The organism is Prauserella aidingensis (assembly GCF_024171865.1).
GTDB classification, from domain to species: domain Bacteria; phylum Actinomycetota; class Actinomycetes; order Mycobacteriales; family Pseudonocardiaceae; genus Prauserella; species Prauserella aidingensis.
In genome coordinates, this window is record NZ_JAMTCN010000045.1 from 1 (window position 1) to 25,269 (window position 25,269).

Consider the following 25,269-nt stretch of genomic DNA (forward strand, 5'->3'; position numbering starts at 1 on the left):
CGAAGAAGGCCGCTGCTTTTTTCAGGAACTCATTCTCCATCCGCAGCCGCCGGACTTCGTCTTCCAACTCGCTCAACCGCGCACGCTCCACGGGACTCATCTCGGGCTCGGGTTCCGGGTTGTCCCGCCGCCAGGAATTGACCCAGTTACCCAGGGTCCCCTCGTTGATCTGCAGTTCCCGGGCCACCTCAGCCACCGGCCGACCGGTCGTGACGACCAGCTGCACCGCCTCGGCCTTGAACTGCGGACTGAACTTCCGACGCTTCTCCGGCACAGACACATCCTCTCAATCGAGAGGCCCTGTCCAAGATCCTTGGTACACCTCAGTAGCCGGCTGATGGGCGGTTGTCCTCCGAGTGCGGTGTGGCGGCGTTGAGTGTTGTAGTGCTCGATCCAGGTCGCAAGTGCTGCTGTTCGGGCCTCGTTGCTGGTGAAGGCGTGGCGGTAGGCCCACTCGGCTTGCAGGGTGCGGTTGAGTCGCTCGACTTTCCCGTTCTGCCAGGGGCAGTGGGGCCGAATGAACTTGTGGGTTGCGCCGAGTGCTGCGAGCGCGGCGGCCATGTCGCGCGATCGTCGGTAGCTGAGGTGGTTATCGGTGATCACGCGCTCGATGTGGGATTCCGTGATCGGCGAAGTAGGCGGCGGCACGCCGTAGGAACGCGGCGCAGGTCGGGCCTTTCTCGTCGGGCAGGATCTCGGAGTAGGCCAAGCGGGAGTGGTCGTCGACGAGTGAGTGGACGTAGTCGTAGCCGTTACCGCGGGCACGGACCCCTTCGCTGCGGCCGTGGACACGCCAGCCACCGCCGTCGGGGATCTTGCCGAACTTCTTGACGTCCATGTGGGTCAGCTCGCCTGGTCGTTCGCGTTCGTAGCGGACGCCGGTTGCGCGGGAGGCGCGGATGACGTCGCCGGTGATCGGGTCGCATTCGGTCAGGTAGGGCGCCTCGTGGCGGCGCAGGATCCGCGCCACGGTGCGGGGTGGGACTCCGAACTCGGGGCCGATCCAGTCCTGTCCACGGCGTTCGCGGTGGCGTAGGTCCAGCACCCGCTGCTCGACGTCGTCGGGCGTGCGGGTGGGACTGGTGTGTGGGCGTGATGAGCGGGTGGCCAGGCCAGGTTCGCCTTCGGTGGCGTAGCGGTCGATCCAGGTCTTCACGCACTTACGGGACACGCCCATCGCTGCGGCGATATGGGCCTGTTTCCAGCCAGCCTGGTGGCGTTGAACGATCAGTCGGCGACCGTGGACGGTCAGCCGGGCGCTACCGTGGAACACGAGAACCTCCGGGGTGGAGTGGGCCTTCGACAAGCCACATCTCACCCGGAGGTTCTCGCCTGTTCAGCCAGACACGCCGCTACCAACGTCCTGGCCGGGTACACCTAGCTGTTGCGGGCCAGCCGGCCGCGTCCAGTTCCGGTGTGGACCGGGACCGCGCGGCCGGCTCCCGGTCCGGCAGGCGGCGGACTCTCCAGAACACCGCGAGGGCGATGAACGCAGAGCTGGGCAAGCGGGAAGTCCTGGCTCACCCCGCGCCGCCGTGGGCCTGGATGGCGCGGTCGATCACCCAGGTTGCCATGGCGGGTGCGGCGACCTTGAGGGCAGTCTCCACCGCTGCGCCGCAGTTGCCGACGGTATCCATCAGCCAGGCGGTCTCGAGCACGAGGAGCCGGACCTGTTCGATGCGGATGCGCGCCTCGGCGACCCAGTTCTGGAACACGCCCTGGCCGGCCAGCGTCCTGCCGAACGGGTGACGGTCGGCCGCGCGTTCGCACATGAGGTCGTAGGCGCGTTCGGCCATCCCGATGAGGGGCATGGCGTGGTGGATGCGGCCAGGGCCGGGGCGCGCCTGGGCGATGGCGAACCCCTGGTGCAGCTCGCCCAGGAGGTCCTCCCGGGGCACCCACACGTCGTCGTAGACGATCTCGGCGTGGCCGTCGCGCCTCCGGGGGAACCGGAGGCGTGCTCGTGACGTCTCCTCCGGCGCTCGGCACTACCTGAAGCGGGCTCGCAAGTCCTTTTTGGAGAACTTGCCGACACTGGTCTTGGGTATCTCGTCGAGGAATTCGACGGCGTCGGGTAGCCACCACTTGGCGACCTTCGGCCGCAGGAAGTCGATGATCTCCTCCGCGGTGAGACTTTCACCGTCTTCTATCACGACGCAGGCCAGCGGGCGCTCGTCCCACCTGGGGTGCGGAACGGCGACGACGGCGGCCTCGGACACCTTCGGGTGGCTCATGATGGCGTTCTCGAGATCGACGGAGCTGATCCACTCCCCGCCGGACTTGATGAGGTCCTTGGTGCGGTCGGCGATGCGGATGGAACCTCCGGCGTCCAGCGCGGCGACGTCACCGGTGCACATCCAGCCGTCGGAGGTCGTCAGCGCCACGTCGGTGTCCGGGTGATAGTAGTCCTGGGCGCACCACGGGCCGCGCACCTGCAGTTCGCCCGTGGCCGTGTCGTCCCACTGTTGCGGTTGAAGCGTCGCGGGGTCGACGATGCGGGCTTCGATGCCGAGCAGGGGTGTTCCGCCGCGAGCCAGCATGGCTGCCTCCTCGGCCGCGTCCAGATGGGGCGGTACGAGTGCGGTCGAGGCGAGCGGATGGGTCTCGGTCATGCCCCATGCCTGGGTGATCGGCAAGCCGACCTGCTCGCGGTAGGCCTGCGACAGCGCCGGCGGAACGGCGGAGCCGCCGGAGAGGATCTGGCGCAGACTCACGGACTTCCCGGTCAGGTGGGGGAGCACGCCCTGCCAGACGGTCGGTACCCCCGCGGCGAAGGTGACCCGCTCCTCGAGGATGAGGCGGGAGATGGCGTCGGGTTGCATCATCGGGCCCGGCAGGACCAGCGAGGCTCCGGCGGCCGGGGCGGCTTGGGCGACGCCCCAGGCGTTGGCGTGGAACATCGGCACGACCGGCAGGGCGACGTCGGCGACGCCGAGCCCGAACGCGTTCGCGCTGAGAGCGCCCATCGTGTGCAGGAACGTTGAGCGGTGCGAGTAGACGACACCTTTGGGGTTACCGGTGGTTCCGGAGGTGTAACACATCGACGCCGCCGAGTTCTCGTCCGTGACGGCGAAGTCGGCCGGTGTGGCGCCGGCCAGCAATGCCTCGTAGTCGAGCACTCGCGGGTCGTCGGGGATCTCGCAGTTCCCGCCGTCGTCCATGACCACGACGTACCGGACGGTCTGCACATCGTCGATCAGCGGCCACAGCAGGTCCAGGACACTGCGGTCGGTGAAGATGACTTCGTCTTTGGCGTGGTTGACGATGTAGGTCAGCTGTTCGGAAAACAGCCGGATGTTGAGCGTGTGCAGGACCCGGCCGGTGCACGGGACCGCGAAGTACAGTTCCAGGTGGCGCTGGCTGTTCCAGCCGAAGGTGCCGACCCGCCCGTCACCGCTGATGCCGAGGGCGTCCAGGACGCCGCCGAGCCTGCGGGTGCGTTCGGCCCACTCGGAGTAGGTGGCACGGGTGATCCCGTCCGGGCCGTTCGTGGCGATGGTCGCGTCGCCGAAGTGCTGCTCGACGTGCCGGAAGATCGCGTCGATGGTGAGCGAGTGGTCTTGCATCAAGCCGCGCATGGTGGTCCTCGGTGAACTCAGTGGTGGTGGGCCGCGTAGTGCTGCCGGAGTAGGCTCGTGCCGTAGTCGCCGCCGTTGGGGGTGCGGACGATAGTGTGCACGTGGAACGGTTCGGGTTCGGCGTTGTCGAGGAAGATGCCGGCGTGGTTGTCGTACTCGGCCAGCAGCACCGGATTGTGCAGGCGGTAGTAGAACGGTGCGGCCTCGCCCCAGGTCCCGATCCACGCGAGGTGGGTTTCGTCGAGGTGCCGTTCGATCTGGGCGATCCGGTGCGCGCGAGGTCCGTCGGGCAGGTCGGTCAGGAAGGTGGCGGCCAGGCTCATGAGCAGTTCCCGCTGGCCCGGGCCCAGCTGGTCACCGGCGAGTCCCTCGTAGGGCAGGACGAGGTTGTCGCGGCCCGCGCCGGCGCGGTGCCTGCCGTCGACCATCCCGGCCAGCTCCGGTGGCAGGTCGTCCGCCAGCATCGACCCGGACAGCAGAGCCCGGTCGCGCTGCCGGGGCTGCAGCGACGCCATCAGCTCGCGGGCGGCTTCCCGTTGCGGGGTGAAGATCCGGTCGCCGTGGAACTCGACGCCGAGGAACTTCGGGGTGAGGATCATCTGCGAGCCGAGCAGGAAGCAGTGCAGGTCGACGTGGTGTCCCTGCAACTGCCAACCCCACGGGCCGTCGTCGGAGGGCCGGCCGAATATGGTGAACCAGTAGCAGTATTCAGTGAGGGTGTCGTCGTAACCGCCGACGAACTCGCCGAGTGCGCCGTTGAGCCGCATCGCCTCCCGCGCCTGGGCGAATCCGTCTGCGCTCAGTGAGGCTGCCACGATCGCCAGTGCGGCGTCGCGTTGTTCTTCGCCGAGTTCCTGGAGCAGAAGGCCGTGCTCCGGGAAGGTGAGGAACGCGTTGATCCACATCTGCCACTCGGGCGCGTCGACCGGTAGGACCGCTTTGCCCCGCTGATCACGGTCCAAAGACGACAGGTAGGCCTGGGCGGCGTCGAGTGCGCCCGTGGTCGGTGCTGTCTCGTCGGCGACACCGAAAAGCCCGGGGACGGGTGTCCCATCGGTGGTGATACCCACGAACGGTTCGGCGGCGGATTCCGCGACCGGAGGCAAAGCCGCGTCTCCGATCAGGGCGCTGATCGCCGCGACACCGGCCTCGTCGGTGAAATCGACCGCGCCCCGTTTGAGCGGGAGGTCGGCCGGCCGAGGGCGGTAGCCGCGGTAGGAGCCGCTGCTCACCGGTCACCGGCCGGTTCGGGGGAACGGGCGGCGGAATGGAGGTCACCGGAATGGTTCTCACCGGTGGTGGTGAGCGTGACGCCCTCGTCCCACGGGCGGCCCTCCTCCGGGGCGGGGGAAAGGATGGCGAGGTGTTTCTCGACGGTATTGCCGTCGTTGTACTGCCGGTGCGGGACTCCTGCCGGGAGGACGACGAGCGTTTCGGGCCCGACGACGTGCTTCTGCAGTGCGACCTCGACGGTGAGTTCGCCCTCGAGGACGAGGTAGTACTGGTCGAAATCGTGGACGTGGGTGGCGGGACCGCCCTTGCCGGGAGCGACCTCGGCGTAGTTGACGACGGTGTGTACGGAACCGGTGGAGAGGTCCGCCAGCGGCTGGATCGTGAACCCGGGGATCGGCTCGCCGAAGCGGGCCGGATCGACGGGGCGGATGTCGCCGCCGCGGATGGTGCGATCCGCCGCGGGTACCGCGTCCGGTGAGTCCACCGGGATCGCGATGGCGCCGAGCGGGCTCGGCGCCGGGATGATCATCTCGAAATGGGTTTCCGCGCCCGGCCCGATGTTCCAGTTGCAGTGCGCCAAGCCGGCCGGGATGAACACCAGCGTGCCGGCTTCGATGGCGTGCACGTCGTCGCCGAGGCGGATGTTCATGGATCCGCGCATCAGGTAGTAGAGCTGATCGCTTCGGTGGTAGTGCAGGTCCGGTCCGCAGCCGCCCTCCTCGATGTGGCTGGCGATCATGACCGCGCTCTCCAGGTGCGACAGAACCTGCGCCCGGTAGCCGGAGAAGCCGGTGTCGATCGCGTGCACGGAATCGAATGGGCGGATGTACTCCATATGAGCCACGTGGTGTCTCCTGTGGACTGATCGTGGATGGGTCAAGCGGCGACGGGGGCGATCTTCCGGAGCCGGGGGAGGAACTTCTCACCGAACAGGCGCAACTGGTCCAGCGTCTCCTCATGGGTGTAGTGGCCGAAGTTGAAGCTCAGGTCGAGGATCCCGACGCCGGTCAGCTCGTGGAATACGCGGAACTGTTCCACCAGGCCTTCGGGGTCGCCGGTGAACTGGAGGAAGCCGAAGCCGAACCCCTCCAGGTCCTGCACGTTCGTGCTGTCGGTGCTGGAGCCGAGGGCAGGGCCGGGCGTCCCGGCGGCGGGTGGGGGCACCGCGCCCGTGAACCGGCCCTCGAGATCCTGTGCGTGGTCGGTACTTGCACCGATCACACAGAAGGCGCGGAACAGTTTCTGGTCCGTGGTGGGCTCCCAGCCGTGTTCGCGGCAGCGTTCGTGGTACTTGCACATGTTCGCGGCGACGGCCCGCGGACCGAAGTAGGACATGGCGGCGCCGAACCGGTGCTCGGCGATGAAGGCTATCGACTCGTCGCTGTTGGCCGAGTCGAACAGCGGGGGATGGGGAATCTGCGTCGCGCCGGGCCAGACGGAGACCACCGGGAAGTCGTAGTGCTCGCTCTTCCAGACGGAGGGTTCCGGTTCGGTCAATGCCTTGCGGATAAGCAGCATCGCCTCCTCGGTGTGAGCCCGGGTCTGATCGGCAGGTACGTTGAAGAAGGCGAACTCGTTGGGAGTGCCACGCAGCAGCGCGATCAGCCGGCCGCCGGAGAGCTGGTCGAGCATGGCGATTTCCTCGGCCACCCGAACCGGGTTGTTCAAGGACACCAGCGGCCCGAGCAGCGCCAGCCCGCCGCGTCGGACGACGCCCGTCAGTGCGCCGGCGAGGACCGCGGCATTCGGGTTGCAGATCGCGGCCTGGTAGTGGTGCTCGGAGACGCTGACGAAGTCGAAACCCAGTGCATCCGCCAGTGCGGCCTGTTCCAGTGTCTGAGCCCCCGACCGTTTGCCGGCCGCGGAATCCCACAGCTTGCGGGGCGTCGTGGTGAAGGCCAGCTGGAGTGCTTCCGGGGAGTAGTAGTTGTTCATGCAGGTGAACGAGACCTTCACGGGACTCCTCTCCGGCACTGACAGAGGCTATATCTGCCAAGGTAAGGTCAAACATCACAAGACACAAGTGATGTTTCAGAAGTCCTCATTCTATTGCGATCAGCGGCGGCCGCCCGCAGTGCTCGCTCACTGCGGGGCGATTCGTGCGTGCGTCACGATGTCGGCTACCGGCGTGCGCGGCGTGGTCCCGCCGCGCACGCCGGCACTACTGCTGCGCGTGCCGTGCCCGGACCCGGCGGTAGCTCCAGACGAGAAGGCCGAGGAGGACGAGCCCGGACAGGATCAGACTGGTCCCGGTGCTCCATCCGGCGAGCGGTAACGACCGCACGACGCCCCACGCGATGCCGCCCGCGATCAGCAGAAGGCCAGCCATGACCGAGCCGGCGATGCGCCACGGAGAGGACACGCTTTCCTCGGCCGCCCGCAGTGCGCGTGTGCGGACGGGATCGACGAAGCGCTCCAGTGCGGGGAATTCCGAGGCCAGGATGATCAGCCCGGCGAGCACCAGCAGCAGTCCCGGACCGGGCAGGACCAGCAGGAGCACGCCGATGGCGAGGAGCGCGGCGCCGATCGCGGCGGCGATTCCGCGCTTCACGGCGTACTGACCGCCACGGCGGACGGGCTGATGAGGTTGAGCGCGGTGGCGCGTCCTTCGGTGAGCTGCCGGATACCCGCGGCCGCCGCCGACGCGACCTGCTCCGCGCTTGCCTGTTCGGGGCCGAGCAGCGCGGTGACGGCGGCGGCAAGCACTCGTTCGGGATCGTCCACCTGTGGTCGATCCCCGTGTGCGGCTTCCGCCGCGAACCCGGTGGTCAGGGCGTGCAGGGCCAGGGCCTGGTCGGCCAGGGGCCAGTCGGTACGGGCTAGGCCGTGGGTTCGCCAAATGGGCAGTACGTTGTCCATCAGCGCGTCCGGTCCCAGAGTGTCGAGCAGGCGCTCGGAGCGGGGGTCGTCGGCGAGGACGCCGAGCAGGTAGTCGTCGTTACGCTGCAGAGCGGTGACGAAGGGATGTTCGGCGGCGTGGCGCAACATGCGCGGACAGAGCCTGGAAGGCCGGGCCAGGTCCGGGTCGGCGGTGACCTCGGCAATCACTTCGTTGGCGAGGGCGAGAAAATCGCGGCACACCAAACCGAGCAGCAGGTCCTCTTTGGTCTTCCAGTACAGATAGACCGTTCCCTTGCCGATGTGGGCCTTCTGCGCCACCTCGGCAATGGTCACCCCCTTGCTGCCGCGGTTGATCAGCAGCTCTCCCGCGGCAGTGAGGATGCGTGCCGCCTTGGGTGAGCTGTGCTCGGGTAGATCAGGCACTGTGTGTCCTCTCCGGTGGTGCGTGCTGGCCGAGGGCCTTGCCGACGATATCGGCGTTCTTGAACTCGGCGATGTCATCCATCCGCATCATCCGCTCCATGAGACGGGTGCCGAGCTTGAACTTGGTCAGTTTTGGCATTGCGCGCCGGAGCATGATCTGTGGCCGGTTGTCCATGACGAAGATTTTGCGCTGGTCGAACGCGGTCTCCTGGTAGTGGTCGATGTAGGGACGCAGTGCCTTCTCCCACTCGCTCAAGGCCGTTTCGATGTCGCTCGGGTGTCGTTCCAGCATGGCTCCCAGCAGGTCGGCGCCGGTGAACCCGGCGGAGACACCCATGCCGGCGTAGAGCGTGACGCACCACGCGGAGTCGCCGACGAGTACGACCCGTCCACGGTGCCAGGTGTCCAGGTGCACTTGCTCGGCCGAGTCGAACAGCACCTCATCAGTGGAATCCACGGCGTCGATGACATCGCCGAGTGTGTCGCCGAGTGGCTGGGGTCCGAATGCTGCCCGGATGCGCTCCGTGGGGGGCTGTGTGAACTCGGCATCGACGTCGTCGGTGCGGTAGGTCAGCAGGATGGTGGGGTTGTGGTCGGAGAAGGCGAAGACCCACATCGAGCGGTCCGGTTCCAACAGAGTGGCGCCCTGGTACGGGGCCAGGCCTTTCGGAGTTCCGGGGTACTCGAACGCGGCGATCATGTAGTTGAGCCGACGTAGGTAGTCCTGGTGCGGGCCGAAGACCAGCGATCGCACCGTGGAGCGGAGCCCGTCCGCGCCCACGACCAGATTGAACCGTTCGGTCGTGGACGTGCCCGACGCGGTGTCCCGTAGCGTCACGTCGACCCCGTCGGGGTCCTGCTCGATCGCGGTCGGCACCGTCGAGTACCGGATCTCTACGCCCTCGGGTAGCGCCGAGAACGCGGCCTTCTCCGCGTCGCCGCGCAGCATCATCCACGGTTTGCCGGGCATGTCGCCGAACGCCATACCCGGACGTGCGCGTCCGTTGCGGTCGATGTCGAGGTTCGGAGTCGTCGCGCTGCGGTCGTGCATCGCGTCCAGGACACCCAGTCGTCGCGCAGCCGTCTGTCCCGCGCCGAACAGTGCGACGAAGTATCCCCCGGAACGCCGTTGCGGTGCTCGTTCGATGATCACCGGCGTCCAGCCGGCCCGGTGCAGGCGTGCAGCCGTGGCGATCCCGCTGATTCCCATTCCGACAATGAGCACGCGGCCCGTGTTGTTCTCCCTCATGCGCTCAATCATACTGACCGTATCGTTCATTTGGTCAGTATGAGGCATAGGTCACATTACACCCGGCCTGTTTGGTCATCGGCCGTGACGGACGGCTTCTTCTTTGAGTACGGGCATGACCTGCTCGGCGAACAGCCGCAACGTGCGGTGCGCGTCCTCGGTCCGGGTGCCAGGAGGACGCACCTCCAGGCAGAGGTTCGTGATCAGACCGCGCTCACCCCCGACGACGGGCAGGAACCTCTCGATGGTCTGCTCCACCGTCCCAGGGCCGGGCACCGCGAACCCGACGTCCTCGCCGGTCTCGGCCCCGCGCCGAATGTCCTCCAAGGACAGCACGGCCGACTCCGGTGGCACGTTGCCGTCCAGGTCCTTGCGCAAGGCATAGGTGCTACTCACCCACTGACACGGCTCGGCGATGGCCTGGAATGCCTCTTCCCACGTGTCGGCGATGCTCACGTGGTTCACGAACCCGATCAGGTGATCCTCGGGGCGGCGCCCGTTTTCCCGCATCACCCGCTCGTAGGTGCCGGTGACGTCGGGCGCGATGAGGTGGTAGCCGCGCTCGGCCGCCCGCTGGACACCCTTCGGCCCGAACCCGCCCCAGAGGATCGGAATGCGGTCCTGAACGGGCTGCATGATCCAGCGGACACCGGGAAACTCGAAGAACCGTCCCTTGTGGTCGAACTCCTCCTCGTCACCGTGGAGGCACTTCTCGAGGATGTCGATGACCTCCCAGGTTCGCCCGAACCGCTCCTTCGGGTCGATGCCGAAGGTGTGGAACTCTTCCCATTGCGAGCCGACACCGATGCCGAGGTCGAACCGCCCGTTCGAGGCGATGTCGACCGCGGCGATGTCCTCGGCGAGGCGGAGCGGGTTGTGGAAGGGGGCACAGATGATCGACGTGCCGATGCGGATGCGGTTCGTGCGCGCGGCCACCGCGGCCGCCATGGTCAGCGGCGAGGAGTTGCCCGAGGCGAAGCAGAAGTGGTGCTCACCGAAGTAGACGGCGTCGTAGCCCAATTCGTCGGCCAGGACCGCGTCGTTGACGTAGTTCCACCATGCCTCAGCCGCCGATTGGCCGAGGTCGGCTCGCTGCCGTGGACCGGAGATGATCGAGAAGCGCATCAGTGTAAAGCCCTTTCACGTCGTTGTAGTCGGTCAACGGAACATTCCGACGAAGGTGGTGCCCTCCGGCAGGCCGTCGCGAGCGATGTCGCGGGCGATGAGGTCGTCGCTGTCGAATCCGAAGTCCGCCAGAACTGCGGGGGTGTCCGCCCCGGGCGGCCCCACCGGGCGGGGTGCCCGGGGTGGCGTGCGGGACAGCCGGAATGACGGGCCGGCCATCCGTGCCCGGCCGAAGCCCGGGTGATCCCGCTCTAGTGCCAGCCCCCGGTCCTGGACGACGGGGGCGTCCATCAGGTCGGGCTGGTCGATGAGGATGTGCGCGCCCGCGCCGGCCGCGACCAGCCGGTCCACCCACTCCTGCGCTGGCCGGGTGCGGAAGACCTCGGCCAGACGCTCCTCGGCGAGCCCGGCCAGCTCCGGTACCCCGTCCAGTCCATCCGGGGAACACAGGTAGAACCACCGGTCGGCGGCGGGGTAGAGCCGCGCGAAGGTCCCCGGGCCCTTGGTCGACTGCCCGCGTGGTTCGTCCCAGACCCGGCCGGGGTGGGCCACCATGTAGGGGATCTGCAGGAACGTGCTGCTGTGCGTCAGCGACGACTGCACGTGCTGCCCCGCTCCGCCGCGCAGCCGGTGATAGAGGGCCAGCAGGGTGGCGAACGCGGCGAGGTTTCCTGACCCGTAGTCGTTGCAGGGGTAGGGCGCCATCGACGGTTCGCCGTCACCGCCCAGCCGGATCTGCATGCCGGTCGGTCCCTGGCCGAGCTGTTCCCGCCCGCGCCAGCCGCCGCGGTACCCCTCGTGCCCGAACGCGCTGATCGAAACATAGATCAGGCCCGGGTTGCGTTCCCGCAAAGCCGTGTCGCCGATGCCCATACGATCGGCGACGCCGCGGGTGAAATTCTGGGTGAAGACGTCGATGCCGTCGCTGATCCGCTCGAAGACCGCCATGCCGTCGGGTGCCTTGAGGTCGAGCATGATCGAACGCTTGCCGCTGTTGGTGTAGAGGTGCATGCCGAGTTGCCGGTCGAGGAAGCTGTGGATCTTGATGACCTCGGCGCCGTATTCGGCGAGAATGCGGCCGATTGTGGGGCCGGCGAGGACCTGGGAAACATCGAGAACCCGGATCCCGTCCAGAGGTGCGCTGATGGTTTCCTCGGCCGCCGTCCGGGCGACAGGAACCGGTCGCGCCAGTTCGGCCAGGATCTCCGCGCGGTCGGCGTCAAGCGGGCGGCGCGGGAAGTTCACGGCGGGCGGGGTCGATGACATCCGGATGGGGAACTCGGCTTGGTAGGTGGTGCCGTACTCGGGGTCGTGCAGCTCGATCACAGCACCGGAGTCGCGGGCGTGGGAGTCGAGCGTGAGCCACTCTTCGCTGGTCTGGCACACCGCGGCGGACGCACCGCTCTGCTCGTTGATCGCGATCTCCCAGTCGCGGGCCGGGCGGGTGGCGAGCAGTTCGGCGTAACGCTTGCGGGCGCGTTCCTGCAAAGCCGGTTCGGTGAGCATGTGTTCGGCGTCGCCCATGTCGTCCTCGATGAACTCCGGCGGCAGGAAGGTTTCGGCGAACCACCGCAGGTGCTTGTCCTGGAACAGGCACAGCTCGAGCCAGCGTCCGTCGGCGCACCGGTAGTGCCCCAGCTGGGGAAGGCCCGCGGTGATCCGCGGCCCGGCCGGCGCCGCAGGCGGCCGGTCGGTTTTCATCACACTGGCACCGATCAGCTCGAAGCACGCGTCGAACAGCGAGACCTCGATCCGCTGACCCGCGCCGGTGCGTTCACGGGCGACGAGGGCGGCCGCGACCGAATGCGCGGCCACGAACACCGCATAGGACGAAGCGGCCGGAATCGCGCTGTAGATCGGTTCACCGGACCGGTCACCGACGTAGTCCATGGGCGTGCAGCCGGGGTAGAGGTACAACCCGGCCGCCGCGCTGACCACGCCTTCCCAGCCGGGTACCGCGGCCCGCGGATCGTCGGCGCCGAAACCGGGCAGCGAGCAGTACAGCAGGCGGGGATTCGCCGCCAGCGCGGACTCCGGGTCGAGACCGAGACGGTCCATGACCCCGGGGCGGAAGTTCTCGACGACGATTTCGGCGCGCTCCACGAGCCGCCGCGCGACGTTCCGGTCGTCCCCGTCGTGCAGGTCGAGGGCGATGCTGCGCTTGCCGCGCTGCAACATCGCATCGGCGGGGTGCTGCCACCGCGGTCCCGTGGGAGGGTCCACGCGCACGACGTCGGCCCCGGCGTCGGCGAGGAAGGCCGCCAGTAACGGCCCGGCGAGGTACTGGCCGAAGTCCACCACCCGCACCCCATCGAGTGGTCGATTCGCGGTTGTGTCACTCATGTCCGTGGCCTTCCGTCACTCGTCGGGAACCGTCGAACGCAGGCGCGTCACGAGGTGGTGCCCTGTGGTCCGCTCGCGTTCGTAGTGGTCGGCCAGCAGGTCGTGGCCGAGGTCGTTGCGGTAGTCGCGCCAGACGGAGTGGATGTGGTTGCCGTTGTCGATGGCGTTGTCGAACTCGATGAGCAGGTGACTGCCCTGGATGCGGTAGTAGTGCGGGGTGCCCTGCTCCTGACCGCCGGCCCAGCAGAACCAGAGGTTGTCCAGGCCTTCGTGTTCTACCCGCGCCAGCTGCTTGCGTGCCAGCTCGTCCGGCGCCCGCCCGAGGTAGCTGCCGAGCAGGGCGATCAGCGCGTCGCCCTGCTCGGTGGACAGGTTCGAGCCGCACACGCCCCGGGGTTCGTCCTTGCTGAACTTCAGGGCTTCGCGGTCTTCCTCGGTGATCTGGTACCAGGGGATGCCCAGGTCCACGAAGTCCGGGTATTCGACCTTACCGATGGAGGGCACCTGGCGGGTGGTGTAGTCGGCGGGGGCGACCGTGTGGATAACCGCCTCGTCGCGCTGCACCGCGGTCATCGACCGCAGCAGTGCGAAGGCCTGGTCCTCTTCGGACGCCAGGGGCGCGAGGACCCCGGCGCGGGCGGGCTGTGCGCCCAGGTTGCACGGCGTGACAGTCAGCCAGCGCTGCTCGACGATGGTGTAGCTCAGCGACACGTGGTGGCCGAGGAAGCGCCAGCCCCAGGTGTCCTCGAAGCCGGGGCGGCCGTAGAAGGAGAGGAAGTACTGGTCGCTGCTGCGGAAATCGCCGGTGACGATGCCGAGCATCTCGGTTTCGTGCTCTCGCAGTATGTTCTCCATCGCCATGATCTGCAGCGCCTGAGTGTAACCCTGTTCGCTCAGGCCGGCGGCGAGGAGACTGTGCACGAGGGTGCGTTGGTGACTGGACAGGCGCCACAGTGGGATGCCCTGGCGGTCGGGTTTGGGGATGAAGTCCCAGTCGACGCGGCCCGGATCGTCCATCGGGAAGGAGCACTCGGCGCGCTGGGTGCTGTCCATACTGTTGAACAGTGCCCATGTCGTGACGAGCATCCGCCGGATCGTGTCGGGAGCTTCGTAGCAGTTGGGAAGCGTGGTAGTCATGTCACACCAGTCCTGTGTAGCTGCCGCCGTCAAGGTGGAGATTGTCGCCGGAGATGTAGCCGGCCTGCGTGCTGCACAGGAAGGCGCAGGCGGCGCCGAACTCCTCGGGCCGTCCGAGCCGGCCGGCGGCGATGGAGGCGGCCTGGCGGCGGCGGGCCTCGTCGAAGGAGATCCCGTCGCGTTCGGCTTCGATCTGGGCCATCTGCAGTTGACGTCCGGAGTCGATCCGTTCGGGCAGTAGCTGGTTGATGGTCACGTTGTCTCGCACCGCATGTCGCTGCAAACCCTTCATCACGGCCGTCAGACCGGTGCGCGCGCCGGAGGAGGCGGCCATGAACGGGTTCGGTGTCGTAACCATTGCGGAGGTGATGTTGACGATGCGGCCGAACCTGCGCTCTCGCATTCCGTCCACGACCGCTCGTACCAGAGCCAGGGGCGTGTGGAAGTGCAGTTCCATAGCCCGGGCGAAGTCCTCTTCGGTCGTGTCGGCAAATACGCCCGGCTTGGGGCCAGCGTTGTTGGTGATCAGGATGTCCGCGCTGGGACAGGTAGCCAGCAGTGCCGCCCGCCCTTCGGCCGTGGTGATGTCGGCCGCGACGCGCACCACCTCGACCGAGTGCGTACCACGCAGCTCGTTGGCCGCCTTCTCTAGATTCTCCGGGTCCCGGCCGTTGATCACGACGTTGGCGCCTTCGGCGGCCAAAGCCGCGGCGCATGCGCGGCCGAGCCCTTGGCTCGAGGCGCAGACGATCGCCCACTTGCCTGCGATACCGAGGTCCACGTTGCTCTCCTTGCTGTTGAGCGGTTCAGGGAGTTCGGCAGGTGTTGCGACACTCGCCGACACCCTCGATCCAGGTGATGACTTCGTCGCCGTCGGAGAGGAACCGTGGCGGTGTCTGGGAGAGGCCGACCCCGCCCGGCGTGCCGGTCGCGATGACGTCTCCGGGTTGGAGCGGCAGAATCGTGGAGATGTAGGACACGAGCGCGGCAGGGCCGAAGACGAGGTCGCCGGTATCGGCCTTTTGCATCAGTTCTCCGTTGACCGAGCAGCGGATCCCGTGCGTGGTACCTGCTTCGTCCACGGTTACCAAGTGCGGTCCGATCGGTGTGGTGCGGGCGAAGGTTTTGCCCTGCAGCCATTCCCTGGTCCGCATTTGCCAGTCTCGTGCGGTGATGTCGTTGACGACCGTGTACCCGGCAATCGCCGAGGCTGCCTCGGTCTCGTCGAGGCGGTGTGCCACTGATCCGATCACCAGGCCGAGTTCGGCCTCCCAGTCCCACTGTGAGGCCGCGACGGACAGCTCGATGTCATCGAAGGCACCGACCAGCGCCGGCGCGAACTTCGCGAACAGCGTCGGGTGCTTCGGGATGGGCGAACCCGACTCGAGGATGTGGGTTCGGTAGTTCAGCCCGACACAAATGATCTTCGGGGGCTGGGGGGTCAGTGACGCGTAGTCGAGGCCGTGGGTGTCATGACGGCGTCCGTCGGCGTCAGCCGCGACCTGTCGCCAGCCCGGGTCCTTGAGCAGGTCGCCCACGTTGCTGACGCCCACTTCGACGGCCGAGTCGCCGTCGATCCGGACCGCCGCGGTCCGGGTGCTCAGGCGGACAGTCGCCAGTCGCATCGTCTTCTCCTTGTGCCGAGGTCTGAAAGCTCAGTGCGTGGTCGAGCCGGTCTCGTTTGGTCTGCAGGTAGCGCACGTTGTGCGGGTTGGGCACGGTCGGCAGGGCCACGCGGTCGACGAGTTCCAGCCCGTGCCCTTCGAGACCGCCGTACTTGGCGGGGTTGTTGGTGATCAGCCGGACGCGGCGGATGCCGAGGTCGGCGAGGATCTGGGCGCCGATGCCGTAGCTGCGCGAGTCGACGGGCAGGTCTTGTGCGGTGTTGGCGTCCACGGTGTCCAGTCCCTGGTCCTGCAACGCGTAGGCCCGGATCTTGTGACCGAGACCGATGCCGCGGCCCTCGTGTCCCCGCAGGTACACCACCGCGCCGCACCCTTCGGCGGCGATCGCCTTCAGCGCCGCTTCCAGCTGGGCTCCGCAGTCGCAACGCAGCGAACCGAGGACGTCGCCGGTGAGGCATTCGCTGTGCACCCGCACGAGCGCGCCCCGCGGGCTCGCACCGGCGGCGACGACGTCACCGAGGACGAGGGCCAGGTGCTCGGTGCCGTCGAGCGTGTTGCGGTAGGCCACGGCCCGGAAGTCGCCGAACTCGGTCGGCATGGTCGAGGTGGCCACCGGCTCCACCAGCTGTTCGGTCGCCCGCCGGTGGCGGACAAGGTCGGCGATCGCCAGGATCGGCAGGCCGTGCTCGGCCGCGAAGGCCATCAGGTCCGCGCCGCGCCGCATGGAACCGTCCTCGGCGACCAGTTCGCTGATCACGCCTACCCCGGACAGTCCCGCGAGGGACAGCAGGTCGACCGCGGCCTCGGTGTGCCCGGCCCGGACGAGGACGCCGCCGTCGCGAGCCCGCAGCGGGAAGACGTGGCCCGGACGCCGGAGCTGTTCCGGCCGCAGAGTGGAATCAGCCAGAGCCCGCGCGGTCGCCGTGCGGGCTTCCGCGGAGACGCCCGTGCCGGTGCCGACCAGGTCGACGGACACGGTGAACGCGGTGCCGTGGGCGTCGGCGTTGTCGGCGACCATCGGTGGCAGGCGCAGGTCGTTGACGTGCTCGCCGGGCATCGGGCTGCAGACGATTCCGGTGGTGTGACGCACCAGGAAAGCCATCTGGTTGTCGGTGACGAACTCGGCGGCGACGACCAGATCGCCCTCGTTCTCGCGATCGGCGTCGTCGGTCACGACGATCATCTCGCCGGCGGCGAGTGCAGCCACTGCGGTGCCGACAACTTCGGCCGGAAGGATGCGTGTCATGTTGAAGCTTCCTGGAGCGCGGAGTGCGTGCCGAACACCCGGGCGTGATAGGTCAGTGGTCTGCCTCCGGCGGGTTCGGCGGCCTGTACGTGGCCCAGGAGGACGACGTGGTCGCCGCCGTTGACGAGCTCGGTGACCTCGCATGCGACGAAACCGCACACGCCGGGCAGCTGCGGAACCCCGGCCACGGTCTCCCATTCGATGCCGGCGAACTTGGACTCGCCCTTGCGGGTGAAGTTCGCGGCGAGGGCGGACTGGTCGCTGCTGAGGACATTGAGTCCGAAGAGCCGGGTGTCACGGGCGATGGCCAGTAGGTTCGATGCGCGATCCAACGACACGAGAACCATCGGCGGATTCATCGACAGGGAAGCGAACGCGCTCACCGTCGTTCCGTGCGGGTGGTCGCCGGCCATCGCGGTGACCACCGAGACGGGGGTGCAGACCGCCGCCATGACGTCGCGGAAGGCGGTCTGCAGATCCTGCTGGGCCGGGACGCTGAGCTTGCCGACTTCGTTGTCCATGGACACCTCCTGAATGTCGAACGTGCGTTTTTCTTCGCTCAGCCGCGGACGATGTGGGTGACGTGTTCGATGAGCTTCACCTGGTCGGCTACCGAGCCACCGACGATGCGGTTGCCCAGCCCGATGTGTGTGATGCCGCGGTCGGCCCACCGTTCGACGAAGTCGTGCCAGTCGTCCTCGGGCAGCGCCTGGGCCAGCAGCCGGGCTTCGATTCCGAGGTCGCCGGGGTCGCGGCCCTCCGCTTCGGCGAAGGCGCGTAGCCGGTCGACCACCTCCACCGCTCCGTTCTCGTTGAGGCCGAGCGGGGCGAACATCTTGTAGCCGTCGGCGGTCCGTGCGATGCGGCGTAGCAGCCGGTCGCTCGGGATGCCGCCGCTGGCGAAGTTCCCGGCCCCGATCCACACCGGGATGCGGCGCTCGGGGCGGGGATGGATGCCGACCCCCGTGAGCTCGTGGAAGGCCCCGCGGTAGGTCACCTCATCCTGGGTCCACAGTAGACGGAGCACCTCGATCTGTTCCTCGAACCGCGTGCCCCGAGTGCGTGGATCCTGCCCGAGGGTCTGGACTTCGCGCTCGTTCCAGCCGACGGCCGCGCCGAGCCGGAGTCTTCCCCCGGGTGAGTAGGTCCACTTCGGCCGCCTGTTTGGCGGCGAGCACTGTGGGGCGCAGTGGCAGCAGGTACATCGAGGTGCTGATCTCGATACGTCTGGTCACTCCGGCCAGGAAGGCGGCCAGCGTCATGGACTCGTGCCAGGGGTCTCCGAAGGTGAATCCCGGGGGGAACGGACTGTCCGTGGTGGCCGCGACGTGCTCTGAGAAGTTGAGCACGTCGTAACCGAGCTCCTCAGCGGCCTGGGCGAAGTCCCGGGTCTCGGCGGCTTCGCGGAAGTACGGTAGGTCGCACCCCAGCTGTGGCATCGTGGTCCCTTCTGGACGGTCAGTACGGCTGAGTGACGAGTTCGGTGCTCATCACCGACGGCCAACGCATGATGGTGCGCAGCACGCGCTCATGGGACTCGGTGATGTAGGCGCGGGCGTTGTCGGCAGCCTGGTCGGCGTCGCGTTCGTCCAGGATCCGGCCGATCCCGGACTGGGCTGCCACAATTGTCGACGCGGCCGGGTCGGCGCTCAGCAGAAGCGCCCACACCCGTGCCATGTCGCCGGATATCCGGTCGAAGAGGCTGGTCAGGTACTCGTTGTCCGCGGCATGGGCGAGTGTCCGGAACGCCTGTTCGGCACAGTCGATGATCTCCAGCCCGCCGGCCGTGGCGGCGAGCCCATCGAACCCGGCACGAGCGCGGGCGATGTCTTTCTGACTGGCCCGCGAGACTCCCAGGCGGACCATTTCCGGGCCAACGATGAGCCACATCACGAACAGGTCGTCGACGGTCTTGAGGGTCAGTGGTGTGACCTGGTACCCCTTGCGGGGCAGGTTGCAGACCAGCCCTTCCTGGTCGAGTCGCGTCAGGGCGTCCCGCACCGGCGAGATGCCGAAACCGGTGTCCGCCGCGAGCCGTTTCTCCGTCAGCCGCTTCCCCGGGGGCATACGGCAGGCGATGATTTCGCCGCGGACGTGCCGGTAGGCCGTCTCGTTCAATGAGGTCCGGCCGTTCATAGGTGATCAGCTCCGCACCGGCTCGGAACCGATCGCAGCGACCTCGAACCACTTCCGGGTGGGATGCCGAGGCCCAGGTGCGGGAGCTGGTGCCGCAGGATGTGGAGGTCCGTGATCATCATCGATCGGTTTCTAGGCTGTCAGCGGAGTGTGGAGTCGAAGAAGCGCAGGGTGCGTTCGCTGGCGTCCTCGGCTGCCTTGGCGATGTAGGGCGAGGGCATGTCGGGGCTAAAGGCCTGGTCGACGTCGAAGGCGTGGCCCGCGTCGGGGTAGCGGACCAGTTCCGTGTTGACAGGGGCGCCGGTCAGTTCGGTCTGCCACTCGTCGAGTTCTCCCTCGGCGAGCAGGAAGTCCTGATCGCCGTAGAGGCCGAGCCACGGGGTCTGTAGGGACTTTACCCGGCTGGTGAGAGCGGGGATGTGTTCGTTGCCGAGGAAGCTTTCGCGATGGATTCCGTTGCCGTAGAAGGTGACGGCACCACCGAGGGCGCGTTTCGTGGCGATCAGGTAGGCGGCGCGGCCCCCGTAGGAAAAACCGAGGACTCCGGTGTGCCTGGCGTCAAGGTCCTCCGTGGTCAGGTAGTCCAGTGCGGTGGTGATGTCCTCCAGCACGTCGGCGTCACCCGGCAGGAACCGCGCGAAGGCGTTCAGATCGTCGCCGAACCGCTCCGTCGGGTCGACGCTCTCGACTCCGCGACGCTGCAGGAGCAGGGGAGCCACCGCGAGGTGGCCCCGCTCGGCGAGCCGGGTCAACCAGCTCTCGGTCTGCGGTGCGTAGCCGTTCGCCTGGTGGAGCACGACGACTCCGGTGGACCGCGGTTGTGCCGGACGGGCGATACGCAGCGGGACACCGCCGTGCTGCGTGGATTCGATAATCATCTCGCTCCTTCGTTGGGCGGGACGGACGCTGGTTCAGCCCTGTGCGGCGAAGAAGGGGCCGGCCCACTGCATCTCGGGCGGCGCCCCCAGTAGCTCGTGACCGATGTCGGTCAGGTGGCTGTGGTCGACGAGGAAGTGCTGGCCGCCGGAGTAGGCGTCGCGGACCAGGCGCTGGAGGGTGCCGGCCCGCAGCGCGGTGCCACCGCCCTTGGTGAAGACCCAGGACGCGATCTTGCGGGCAGTGTCGTGGATGTGGACGTTGGCGCCGTAGAGAAGGCTGATCTGACGGCGACTGGGACGATCACCGCGAGCTAGCGTGACGTCGATCCCGGCGAGCGTTTCGGTGATCAGCGCCCGGGCGGAACGCGCCGCCAGCTCGTGCTCGGCGTACTCGGTGCGGAAGGCTGGGTTGTCCGCCAGTGACGTGGCGCCCGGACGGGTGGAGGGGCGCTGCGCGTGACGAGCCAGTTCATCGAGCAGCCTGCGGGTGATACCCGCCGCGAAGCCGAGGTGCATCAGGTGGATGAGCAGGAACGCGCCGCCGCCCGCGGCGGCGCCGCCGCTGGCCGGTTGCCCGAACATGTTGATCACCCGTTCGGTGGGCACGAACTCGTCGGTGACGGTGAAGTCCACACTGCCGGTGCCGCGCAGACCGAGAGTGTCCCAGTTGCCGCTGTGTTTCGCCGCGGATGAAGGGACGAGGAAGCTCAGCGACGGGTCGGACACGGGCTCGTCCCCGTCGTAGATCACGCCTCCGCAAAACACCCAGTCGGCGTGCAATCCACCGCTGGAGTAGGAGTAGGAACCTGAGAAGCGGTAACCGCCCTTGACCGCAACCGCCCGGCCGCTGGGTGCACCGGAGGCGGCGAAGATCGGCAACCCGTCCGCCAGCAGCGACTTCGCCACAGCGGGATCGAGGTATGCCAGCAAGGGACCGGAGCTTGCGACGATGGTGGCGATCCAGCCGATCGAGCCGTCGATGCGGGCGATGCGCTCCAGGACCGGGAAGACATCGCCGGGGTACATGTCCAGACCGCCCAGCTCGGCGCTGACCAGGCCCCAGCCGATGCCGGTGCTGCGCAACAGGTCCAGCGCGCGGTCGGTCAGTTTGCCGTCCGCCTCGCAGGCCTCGGCCTCGGCCTCGGCCTCAGTGGCGATCTCCTCGACCGCGGCGAGCAGCCGATCTCGGTTGGCCGCCGAGGCCGGGTCCACGCTGAACGGGGTGCCGGCAGCCGTGGACTGTTCGGGCAGCTGCTGAGAAGTAGTCATGGAAACCTCGATCGTGACGACTGCGACTGTGCAGACGGGGCTGAGGTTGGCCGAAATTGAGGGCCAGCTTTAATGAGGACTTTATGACATTTCAGTGGGATGGTCAACCAATATCACAGCATCGAATTTGCACACGATTCTCGCGACGGCAGATCCCTGCTTACGCCTGTGTCTCCTGGTGACGGCACTACGTGCGTCAGGCTTGCGTGGTGTGGGCACCTCGACGGAACAACAGGGGAGGCGGGGTTTCATGGTGCTCCTGCACGGTTCCCAGCAGGCCCCGGAGCTGCGGTGCACGAGTGCGCCGAGCGGGCGTAAGCGACCGGTGACCGTGCCCAGCACAGCCAGCTGGAGGACGGCGGTCATGCGCCGCCTCCGCGATGAGGGGCGGGACGGCGAGACGCGGGCGCATGGATCCTCCGCAACGTTGAGGAGCGATGTGGTGACCGGTCTCCGGAGGTGACCATCACCGGCAGATTCGGCCCGACCCCGTCGGCCTACTGCGACGGGGCACGTCGGACGGAAAGGTGTTTCACAGAGCTGAAGTGATATATCATCGAGTTCAGCATCGAGTTGGTGCGGTAGCCCCTCTTGTGGTTCAGGCTGGCGAACGCGACGTCGTTGCGGTCGCAGAGGGTGCCCTGTCGCGCACCTGGTACTTCGGGATGAGGAACAGGGACAGGCCCTTCACGCCGGGGCGCGCCCTGCACTCTGGCCAGCAAGAGGTGCACGATGTTCTTGCTCAGCTCGTGGTCGCCGACCAAAATTCACATCTTGCGCCCGAAGATCCGGTACCGGTCGTCGCCGTCCGGGATGGACCTGGTTTCCACATCGGACAGCGATGATCCTGCCTATGGCTCGGACAGGCACATCGTGCCGAAGAATCTTCTCTAGATCATCGGTGTGACGTAAGTGCTGATCTGCTCGGGTGGTTCCGCAAGGCGAGCACCGCGAGCAGCGGTGGGTCGTGGTTCATCTGTTCACAGCCGCGCCGTGACCGACGTGGACGCGCTTGAATTCGGGCTGGTCAACTGGCCGTCACCGGTCGAACTTGAGACCGTCGCCGGGCTCTGGTCTCTGTGACGAACGCGCCGTTGTCGGTCCGCGCCGCGGAGGCAGCACTCGGCGCTTTCGGCGACCCCGGTCGACGGGCAAGCGCGCGGAATTGGTCGCGGCGTGCGCGGATTCGGCAGGTGCCCGAAAAGGGCAGACGGCGACCCGGGCACTTGCCGTGTGGATTCGCGTCGAGGCGCGGGTGCGAAAGCAAGCGCCTGAGATGTTCACACTGGTTGCCGTCGTGCGGAGAGACTTGGTCAGAGGGGTAGCGGGGTGATCTCGCTGGCGGCGACCGAGGGCCACCGGCTGAAGATGCGCAGCGCGTTACCGTGCGCTTCGGCTAGCGCGGCGCGCACGGTCTCCGCGGCGGCGTCGCCGTCGCGGCGTTCGATGGCCTGGGTCCATCGCTGGTCGACGCCGAGGTCAGGCATCCGGATGTCGGCCTGGGTGAGGAGCACCCAGATCCGGGCCATGTCGCTCTGCAGGCGCCGGAAGATCGAAAGGAGGTAGTCGTTCTGCGTCGCCGCGGCGAGGGTGCCAAACGCGATGTCGGCGATCTCGATCAGGTTCAGCTGGGTCTCGGGCTCGCGGGATCCTGCTTGTGCGGTCAGCTCCGCCATGCGGCCGAAAGCATCCATCAGCCGCTGGTGCTGCTCGGCGGTCGCATCGCGGATGCCCAGCCGGGCGATCTCGGGTGCGACGATCTGCCACAGCGTGAACAGGTCGTCGACCGACTTCAAGGTAAGCGGTGTCACCTGGTAACCCTTGCGTGGCAGGGTGCGGACCAGGCCGTCGTGGTTGAGCCGGGTGAGGGCGTCCCGGATCGGGGAGATGCCGAATTCTGTGGTCTCGGCCAGCGCGCGTTCGGTCAGACGCTGTCCTGGTGCCAGCCGGCAGGACACGATGTCCGCCCGCAGCTGCTGGTACGCGGCGTCGCCGAGGGACCGGGGTTCGGTCGAGGGGAGTGTCACGGCTGCTCGCTTTCCCACGGTTGGTGCGGTGATGTGCCAGGCCCGCGCTCAGAATACCGTGCTAGCCGGAGTAACCGCGTATTGCGTCATCCAGCCGACGTCGCGTGCCGTTCGTTGCGCAGAGTAGCGGTCGCGATGGTCCGCGTCAGCCGGCAGGCATGGCGATGGGTGGCCTCGATGAAGCTCCAGGCGAGGGCGGCGGCCCTGTGGCCCTGTCATCGCCGTCGAGCGCGGGGCGCCAGTTTCGAGCCTGCTGCGCTTGCCAACGCGGGTCCTGCCTCGTTGGCGAGGACCATGGACCAGATCCGGGGCATCTCCCCGGCGAGGCCGCGGTAGGCCTCCGCCAACCGGGCGTTCGCGGTGGCCACCGCGAGCAGGTCGAACAGCGCGTAGCCGGATTCGGCGAAGCAGGCGCTCCGCACATGGGGGTGCAAGCCGGGAAGGGCACCGAGACCGGAGGTGAGCCGACGTACCATGGCTCTTTTCGGCCCGGAGGGTGGAAACCCGACCGCACGGTTCACAGCTCGCTCGACCGCGTTGTTCGGCCTGTTCATCAGGATTCGCGCATCGCTCCCGCCGAGTCGCCCAGACTAAGCTGCGGGAGGATCAACTTACCCGGTTAGCCCGGAGTCAGTGCCTTATCTCTGGCCGGCGGGAGTACTGCGGCGCGCCACCGTCACACGCCCGCTCGTGCTGAGCGTTACATGCTTTCCTTCTCGAGCGTGTCCAGCACACCGTCCGACGGCGCCAACTTGGGTTCCATCCCTTTCATCGCCTGCTCGATCACGCGCTGCTGCAACGGAACGTCCGCGAGCGCGTCCGCCAAGCCCTTCACCGTCCACCGCTGCTCGGCATTGTCGAGGTGGTGACTGACCGTCCATCCATCGAAAACCGTGACATCGTCCCCGGCGCCCCCGAAGATCCGGCCCGTGAAGCGGCACAGCGGTGACGCCAGGAAAGCGACCACGGCCGCGACGTTCGCGGGATCCATGCGGTCGAAGCCCCGCTCGACCGACTTCATGAGGTCCCCGGCCACGGCCTCGCTGATCCGCGATCGAGCGACCGGGGCCACCGCGTTCACCCTGACGCCAAGTTCGGCGAGTTCGATGGCGCACGCGATGGTCAGTGTGGCGACCCCGGCCTTGGCGGCGGCATACATCGGATTACCGGGAATGGGGGTCAGTCCGACTGTTGCGCCCCGGGTTCTGTGCGGGCTCTGATTCCAGGAGGATGCAGGGCATGGCGGCACCGAAGAAGTACAGCGATGAGCTGAGGGAGCGGGCGACGCGGATGGCATTGGATGCGATCGCGGCCGACGGGCAGCGGATGGCGGCGGTCCGCCGGGTTGCGGGCCAGTTGGACGTTCATCCTGAGGCGTTGCGGACGTGGGTCAAGCGCGCCGAGGTCGACGCCGGTGTCGCGCCCGGCCGTAGCAGCGACGACGCTGGGCGGATCGCGGAGCTGGAACGGGAGAATCGTGAACTGCGGCGAGCGAATGAGATCTTAAAGACGGCGTCGGCGTTTTTCGCCGCCGCGGAGCTCGACCGCAAGACCACATAGCCCCTGGTGCCCCCGCTGAGCTGCGGGAGGTTCCGCTCGCGGTGGTTATCGAGTACATCGATAACCACCGCGGGCGTGTGGTGGCAGGAAAGAAACTCGGAGTCGAGCCGATCTGCGCGGTGCTCAATGAGGCAGGTGTGCAGATCGCTCCGAGAACATATTGGGCGACGAAGAAACGTGAGCCGTCGCGGCGGGCATTGCGTGATGAGTTCCTGCGCCGTGTGGTTCGGCGCGTGTTTATCGACAATTACGGCGTATATGGCGCGCGGAAAGTGAGTTGATCTCAGCGAGTTTCAGGTCGGCCGGTGTTCGAGGTGAGTGAGGGCGAGTGCGGCTTGGATGATGCTGCCGATCTTGCTGGGGCTGGCGGTGATCCGTTGTAAGGTGCGCCAGCGGCCGGTGAGCAGGGCGAATCCGCGTTCGCCGAGGCAGCGCAGCCTGCGTAGCAGGGCGTTGTAGGTGCGGTTGTCGGCATCGAGGACCTGGTTGCCGGGTGGGTGTTTGATCGGGGTGTGCACTCCGATTCCGGTGCCTTCGTAGCCGCCGTCGGCCAGGGTCGGCAGCCCCTGTGAGGCGGCGGCGTACAGCGCGCCCAGCGC

Annotated in this window: 25 protein-coding genes and 3 pseudogenes; 2 read left to right on the plus strand and 26 right to left on the minus strand. The window is 67.5% G+C overall.

Annotated elements, in window-relative coordinates; all coding sequences use genetic code 11:
* The 25 genes and pseudogenes from LY13_RS24530 to LY13_RS24645 form a co-directional block, all read right to left on the minus strand.
* Positions 1-274: transposase (locus LY13_RS24530; RefSeq protein ID WP_253830936.1), on the minus strand; the 274-nt coding region annotated here is incomplete at its 3' end.
* 53 nt (positions 275-327) lie between these two features.
* Positions 328-1,273 (minus strand): annotated as a pseudogene (locus LY13_RS24535) (IS481 family transposase); the annotation flags it as partial.
* Positions 1,274-1,377: 104 nt separating this feature from the next.
* Positions 1,378-1,931, minus strand: a pseudogene (locus tag LY13_RS24540) (acyl-CoA dehydrogenase family protein); the annotation flags it as partial.
* A gap of 57 nt (positions 1,932-1,988) precedes the next feature.
* Entirely contained in the window at positions 1,989-3,566 is a 1,578-nt protein-coding gene (locus tag LY13_RS24545) for a long-chain fatty acid--CoA ligase (protein WP_308216396.1), read from the minus strand.
* Between the two features lie 29 nt (positions 3,567-3,595).
* Positions 3,596-4,810, minus strand: coding sequence for a DUF3500 domain-containing protein (locus LY13_RS24550; protein WP_253830939.1), 1,215 nt, complete (start codon positions 4,808-4,810; stop codon positions 3,596-3,598).
* Positions 4,807-5,646 carry a cupin domain-containing protein gene (locus tag LY13_RS24555; protein WP_253830960.1) on the minus strand — a complete coding sequence of 280 codons (840 nt, stop codon included), beginning with the start codon at positions 5,644-5,646 and terminating at the stop codon, positions 4,807-4,809. Before LY13_RS24555 ends, LY13_RS24550 begins: the two co-directional genes overlap by 4 nt.
* Before the next feature lie 41 nt (positions 5,647-5,687).
* A complete protein-coding gene (locus LY13_RS24560) occupies positions 5,688-6,767 on the minus strand; it encodes an LLM class flavin-dependent oxidoreductase (RefSeq protein ID WP_253830940.1) in 1,080 nt (359 codons plus the stop codon).
* A 205-nt stretch (positions 6,768-6,972) separates the two neighbouring features.
* Complete coding sequence (locus tag LY13_RS24565; RefSeq protein WP_253830941.1) at positions 6,973-7,362, minus strand: PGPGW domain-containing protein; 390 nt, start codon at positions 7,360-7,362, stop codon at positions 6,973-6,975.
* Positions 7,359-8,075: a TetR/AcrR family transcriptional regulator gene (locus LY13_RS24570; RefSeq protein ID WP_253830942.1), complete on the minus strand. Its 717-nt coding sequence runs from the start codon at positions 8,073-8,075 to the stop codon at positions 7,359-7,361. Before LY13_RS24570 ends, LY13_RS24565 begins: the two co-directional genes overlap by 4 nt.
* Positions 8,068-9,324 carry an FAD-dependent monooxygenase gene (locus LY13_RS24575; RefSeq protein WP_253830943.1) on the minus strand — a complete coding sequence of 419 codons (1,257 nt, stop codon included), beginning with the start codon at positions 9,322-9,324 and terminating at the stop codon, positions 8,068-8,070. The genes LY13_RS24570 and LY13_RS24575 overlap by 8 nt, the downstream gene beginning before the upstream one ends.
* Positions 9,325-9,399: 75 nt before the next feature.
* A complete protein-coding gene (locus tag LY13_RS24580; RefSeq protein ID WP_253830944.1) occupies positions 9,400-10,449 on the minus strand; it encodes an LLM class flavin-dependent oxidoreductase in 1,050 nt (349 codons plus the stop codon).
* 33 nt (positions 10,450-10,482) lie between these two features.
* On the minus strand, positions 10,483-12,792 hold the full coding sequence (locus LY13_RS24585) for a CaiB/BaiF CoA transferase family protein (protein ID WP_253830945.1): 2,310 nt from the start codon (positions 12,790-12,792) through the stop codon (positions 10,483-10,485).
* Positions 12,793-12,807: 15 nt separating this feature from the next.
* Positions 12,808-13,929, minus strand: coding sequence for a DUF3500 domain-containing protein (locus tag LY13_RS24590; protein ID WP_253830946.1), 1,122 nt, complete (start codon positions 13,927-13,929; stop codon positions 12,808-12,810).
* 1 nt (position 13,930) lies between these two features.
* The gene (locus tag LY13_RS24595; protein WP_253830947.1) at positions 13,931-14,710 is read right to left on the minus strand and encodes an SDR family oxidoreductase; all 780 of its coding nucleotides are present in this window, start codon (positions 14,708-14,710) and stop codon (positions 13,931-13,933) included.
* A 25-nt stretch (positions 14,711-14,735) separates the two neighbouring features.
* Positions 14,736-15,467 (minus strand): fumarylacetoacetate hydrolase family protein, encoded by a 732-nt coding sequence (locus LY13_RS24600; RefSeq protein ID WP_253830948.1) that lies wholly within the window; start codon positions 15,465-15,467, stop codon positions 14,736-14,738.
* The gene (locus tag LY13_RS24605) at positions 15,421-16,800 is read right to left on the minus strand and encodes a bifunctional 3,4-dihydroxy-2-butanone-4-phosphate synthase/GTP cyclohydrolase II (RefSeq protein WP_253830949.1); all 1,380 of its coding nucleotides are present in this window, start codon (positions 16,798-16,800) and stop codon (positions 15,421-15,423) included. The genes LY13_RS24600 and LY13_RS24605 overlap by 47 nt, the downstream gene beginning before the upstream one ends.
* Positions 16,797-17,321 carry a flavin reductase family protein gene (locus LY13_RS24610; protein ID WP_253830950.1) on the minus strand — a complete coding sequence of 175 codons (525 nt, stop codon included), beginning with the start codon at positions 17,319-17,321 and terminating at the stop codon, positions 16,797-16,799. Before LY13_RS24610 ends, LY13_RS24605 begins: the two co-directional genes overlap by 4 nt.
* 38 nt (positions 17,322-17,359) lie before the next feature.
* Positions 17,360-17,917 (minus strand): annotated as a pseudogene (locus tag LY13_RS24615) (LLM class flavin-dependent oxidoreductase); the annotation flags it as partial.
* Positions 17,799-18,239 (minus strand): LLM class flavin-dependent oxidoreductase, encoded by a 441-nt coding sequence (locus tag LY13_RS26230; protein WP_372493894.1) that lies wholly within the window; start codon positions 18,237-18,239, stop codon positions 17,799-17,801. The gene LY13_RS26230 and the pseudogene LY13_RS24615, both read right to left, overlap by 119 nt.
* A gap of 19 nt (positions 18,240-18,258) precedes the next feature.
* Positions 18,259-18,936 carry a GntR family transcriptional regulator gene (locus tag LY13_RS24620; RefSeq protein WP_253830951.1) on the minus strand — a complete coding sequence of 226 codons (678 nt, stop codon included), beginning with the start codon at positions 18,934-18,936 and terminating at the stop codon, positions 18,259-18,261.
* A gap of 140 nt (positions 18,937-19,076) precedes the next feature.
* Positions 19,077-19,814: a dienelactone hydrolase family protein gene (locus LY13_RS24625; RefSeq protein WP_253830952.1), complete on the minus strand. Its 738-nt coding sequence runs from the start codon at positions 19,812-19,814 to the stop codon at positions 19,077-19,079.
* 33 nt (positions 19,815-19,847) lie between these two features.
* A complete protein-coding gene (locus LY13_RS24630) occupies positions 19,848-21,083 on the minus strand; it encodes an acyl-CoA dehydrogenase family protein (protein ID WP_253830953.1) in 1,236 nt (411 codons plus the stop codon).
* Between the two features lie 1,313 nt (positions 21,084-22,396).
* Complete coding sequence (locus LY13_RS24635) at positions 22,397-23,110, minus strand: GntR family transcriptional regulator (RefSeq protein WP_253830954.1); 714 nt, start codon at positions 23,108-23,110, stop codon at positions 22,397-22,399.
* A gap of 215 nt (positions 23,111-23,325) precedes the next feature.
* Positions 23,326-23,544, minus strand: a complete 219-nt coding sequence (locus tag LY13_RS24640) for a hypothetical protein (protein WP_253830955.1) — start codon at positions 23,542-23,544, stop codon at positions 23,326-23,328.
* Between the two features lie 266 nt (positions 23,545-23,810).
* Complete coding sequence (locus LY13_RS24645; protein ID WP_301299605.1) at positions 23,811-24,407, minus strand: SDR family oxidoreductase; 597 nt, start codon at positions 24,405-24,407, stop codon at positions 23,811-23,813.
* Between LY13_RS24645 and LY13_RS24650 the strand changes: the two genes are divergently transcribed.
* Together LY13_RS24650 and LY13_RS24655 are read left to right on the plus strand one after the other, a co-directional pair.
* Positions 24,350-24,670: a transposase gene (locus LY13_RS24650; protein ID WP_253830957.1), complete on the plus strand. Its 321-nt coding sequence runs from the start codon at positions 24,350-24,352 to the stop codon at positions 24,668-24,670. The two genes, LY13_RS24645 and LY13_RS24650, sit on opposite strands and share 58 nt — an antisense overlap.
* Positions 24,671-24,711: 41 nt before the next feature.
* Positions 24,712-24,951 (plus strand): hypothetical protein, encoded by a 240-nt coding sequence (locus tag LY13_RS24655; protein WP_253830958.1) that lies wholly within the window; start codon positions 24,712-24,714, stop codon positions 24,949-24,951.
* Positions 24,952-24,963: 12 nt separating this feature from the next.
* On the opposite strand, the gene LY13_RS24660 is transcribed toward LY13_RS24655, so the two are convergent.
* A partial coding sequence (locus LY13_RS24660; RefSeq protein WP_253830959.1) for a transposase family protein occupies positions 24,964-25,269 on the minus strand: 306 nt, incomplete at its 5' end.

Excerpts from the sequence above, each read along its gene's own strand:
- LY13_RS24545 (WP_308216396.1), bottom strand. The coding sequence starts at position 3,566 with ATGCAAGACCACTCGCTCACCATCGACGCGATCTTCCGGCACGTCGAG.
- LY13_RS24555 (WP_253830960.1), bottom strand. The coding sequence starts at position 5,646 with ATGGAGTACATCCGCCCATTCGATTCCGTGCACGCGATCGACACCGGC.
- LY13_RS24575 (WP_253830943.1), bottom strand. The coding sequence starts at position 9,324 with ATGAGGGAGAACAACACGGGCCGCGTGCTCATTGTCGGAATGGGAATC.
- LY13_RS24580 (WP_253830944.1), bottom strand. The coding sequence starts at position 10,449 with ATGCGCTTCTCGATCATCTCCGGTCCACGGCAGCGAGCCGACCTCGGC.
- LY13_RS24585 (WP_253830945.1), bottom strand. The coding sequence starts at position 12,792 with ATGAGTGACACAACCGCGAATCGACCACTCGATGGGGTGCGGGTGGTG.
- LY13_RS24590 (WP_253830946.1), bottom strand. The coding sequence starts at position 13,929 with ATGACTACCACGCTTCCCAACTGCTACGAAGCTCCCGACACGATCCGG.
- LY13_RS24605 (WP_253830949.1), bottom strand. The coding sequence starts at position 16,800 with ATGACACGCATCCTTCCGGCCGAAGTTGTCGGCACCGCAGTGGCTGCA.
- LY13_RS24610 (WP_253830950.1), bottom strand. The coding sequence starts at position 17,321 with ATGGACAACGAAGTCGGCAAGCTCAGCGTCCCGGCCCAGCAGGATCTG.
- LY13_RS26230 (WP_372493894.1), bottom strand. The coding sequence starts at position 18,239 with ATGCCACAGCTGGGGTGCGACCTACCGTACTTCCGCGAAGCCGCCGAG.
- LY13_RS24620 (WP_253830951.1), bottom strand. The coding sequence starts at position 18,936 with ATGAACGGCCGGACCTCATTGAACGAGACGGCCTACCGGCACGTCCGC.
- LY13_RS24625 (WP_253830952.1), bottom strand. The coding sequence starts at position 19,814 with ATGATTATCGAATCCACGCAGCACGGCGGTGTCCCGCTGCGTATCGCC.
- LY13_RS24630 (WP_253830953.1), bottom strand. The coding sequence starts at position 21,083 with ATGACTACTTCTCAGCAGCTGCCCGAACAGTCCACGGCTGCCGGCACC.
- LY13_RS24650 (WP_253830957.1), top strand. The coding sequence starts at position 24,350 with ATGGCGGCACCGAAGAAGTACAGCGATGAGCTGAGGGAGCGGGCGACG.
- LY13_RS24645 (WP_301299605.1), bottom strand. The coding sequence starts at position 24,407 with ATGCCATCCGCGTCGCCCGCTCCCTCAGCTCATCGCTGTACTTCTTCG.